The sequence below is a fragment of the Colwellia hornerae genome (genome assembly GCF_007954355.1).
Classification (GTDB): Bacteria; Pseudomonadota; Gammaproteobacteria; order Enterobacterales; family Alteromonadaceae; genus Colwellia_A; species Colwellia_A hornerae.
Map to the genome: position 1 here is coordinate 1 of NZ_VOLR01000064.1, position 2,341 is coordinate 2,341.

Below are 2,341 nucleotides of genomic sequence, written 5' to 3' on the forward strand. Positions count from 1 at the left end.
GGAAAACTAATACGCCATACGATGAGTCAAAATACTTAGAGGCCCTAAAGCGAAGAGGCTCGCCACTGTTAAAGTTTGCCGTAAATAGCTAATTTAAACTTGTTGTCCACCTCAGGGCGTGTTGTTATGTAACTGGTATTTATGCGCTTTATATTAGCAAAGTACATTAAAAGTTAATAGATAAACGAGAATAAATACAACACCACCGCCTAATAAACACCAAACCTTGCCTTTGAGCCAACACAAATAACCGATCTAACGCGACATGAATAAACCCGATAAACAAAAAACGCTTGCTCGCGTTTACCCTTTACTGGTATTTGGCGAAAACTCAAAGATACAAATACAACACTAGTTTCAAGCCATTAACGTTTTACACGTACTTCCCTAGAAAATAAGGCGGTACATAACAGTTTATTATTATTTATTGTTTTAATTTCTATTTAAAATCATACAACTATAGTGAATTAATTGTTTTGTGTAGTCACTATGTAGTCATGTTGAACTCTAATTCTCATGTTTCCATCATAAAAATTATTTTTAAACAGTACGTTAAAAATTTAGCTTAATGTAAATCACGCATCTGGTTATTACAACCAGTCAGTAGCTTACTCTATGTTTTACTTTATTAAATCACAACAAATTACTTAAAGGGCTAGTAACCCCGTTTGCACCTTGTTGTAATACATGAGTATATATTTGAGTAGTTCTAATATCTGAATGACCCAATTGAGCTTGAACCGTTCTTATGTCAGCCCCGCTTTGTAATAAATGTGTAGCAAAAGAATGACGTAATGTATGCGGTGTAATTAGTTTTTTTAAGTTAGCGTCTTTAACTGCCATTTTCACTGCTTTTCTAATGCCCGTATGGTGAAAGTGGTGACGCCTTATTTCACCTGTTTCGGGGTCGGCACTCAATTTGTATGACGGGAATAAATACTGCCAAGCCAGTGTCTTATTTGCAGTTGGATATTTTTTCTCTAAAGCATTTGGCATCCACACCCCTGAATATTGCTTATTATTACTATCTAACTGTAAATATTCATTTACTTGGATAATTTGATTTCTAATCATAGGTATTAACTCAGGAGCCAAAGTGACTACTCGATGTTTTTTACCTTTACCATTCCAGACCCTAATACATTTATAATCAAAATCTATATCTTGAACACGTAATTGAACCGCTTCCATAACACGTAAGCCGCTCCCATACATTAGGCCAGCAATTAAATAGTAACGCTTCCCAAGTTTTCCCAATAACATTGAAACTTCTTCTTTCGTCATAACAACAGGTAATTTAGGTTGCCTCTTTGAACGTGCAAAATCTAAATTTAATGACAGCTCATTTTTAATTATATGTTTATACATAAAAGCCAATGAGTTTAATGCTGTGGCTTGAGTCCTAGGTGATACGTTAGCATGAAGCGCCAAGTGCTCAAGGTACATTTCAACTTCGTTGTCCCCCATAGAAGCAGGATGGCGTTTATCATGAAAATTAATAAAAGACTTTATCCAAGTTAAATAAGTCTCGACAGTTCTCAGTGAGTATTGCCTTGTTAGCATGTAGTCAACAATGCTATTTAAAAAAGGTGATTTTGTTTTCATAATTAACCACAAATAATTACTGTACATCCATACAGCTTAGTTTATTTTCTCCCCTATTCAAGTAAATGCGCAAATGGGTCATTTTAATACGATAAATGTTTATACTTAAATTAACAAAATCTTTAAGTGGCAAAGTCTTATGTTATTTGTTACAAATAGCATAAATAGGAAAGTGAGCAACATTACCGCAGGAAAGTGCGCAAGTTGCGCACTATTAAATTGTTATGTGGTCTAAGGAAAGCTATGAGTATTGACGATAAAATTAATATCCTTTTTTATCTATTTGGTTTTTTTCTATTATTTTTTATTTTTACTTTGGGTATTAATTTGAAAAAAAAATTATTTCCTAATTTGTTAGATAGTTATGTGAATAAATTGACCGACTGGGACAATACTGGCAATCATGAAAGAATACTCGAAAACGTTGATAGATATATAAAGATGTTTCCTGGAGACGCTAACTTAAGTTGGGCTAAAGCTAGAGCCCTTTTTAAGCTGGATAGATTAGATGAAGCTAAGGAAATTTTTACTGAAATATCTATATCTGAACCACTTTGGAAAGAGGATGCAGAAAAATATATAGTTAGTATTTCGGAGAAGTCGACCACATAACAACACGCCCTGAGGTGGACCGCAAGTATTAAAACTTGCTTTCCACCGCATATTTCAATAGAGGCGAACCTTTACTTTTTAATGCCTCTAAGTACGTTGACTCATCATACGCTGTCTTTGTTTT

Annotated in this window: 2 protein-coding genes; one reads left to right on the top strand and one right to left on the bottom strand. The window is 34.0% G+C overall.

Annotated elements, in window-relative coordinates; translation table 11 throughout:
- Positions 1 to 633: 633 nt before the first annotated feature.
- A complete protein-coding gene (locus tag ESZ26_RS18890) occupies positions 634 to 1,605 on the bottom strand; it encodes an integron integrase (protein WP_146801350.1) in 972 nt (323 codons plus the stop codon).
- A 243-nt stretch (positions 1,606 to 1,848) separates the two neighbouring features.
- On the opposite strand from ESZ26_RS18890, the gene ESZ26_RS18895 reads away from it, so the two are divergent.
- Positions 1,849 to 2,217, top strand: a complete 369-nt coding sequence (locus ESZ26_RS18895; protein ID WP_146801352.1) for a tetratricopeptide repeat protein — start codon at positions 1,849 to 1,851, stop codon at positions 2,215 to 2,217.
- Positions 2,218 to 2,341: the final 124 nt, after the last annotated feature.

Coding starts and splice junctions, on each gene's coding strand:
- ESZ26_RS18895 (WP_146801352.1), top strand. CDS start 1,849: ATGAGTATTGACGATAAAATTAATATCCTTTTTTATCTATTTGGTTTT.
- ESZ26_RS18890 (WP_146801350.1), bottom strand. CDS start 1,605: ATGAAAACAAAATCACCTTTTTTAAATAGCATTGTTGACTACATGCTA.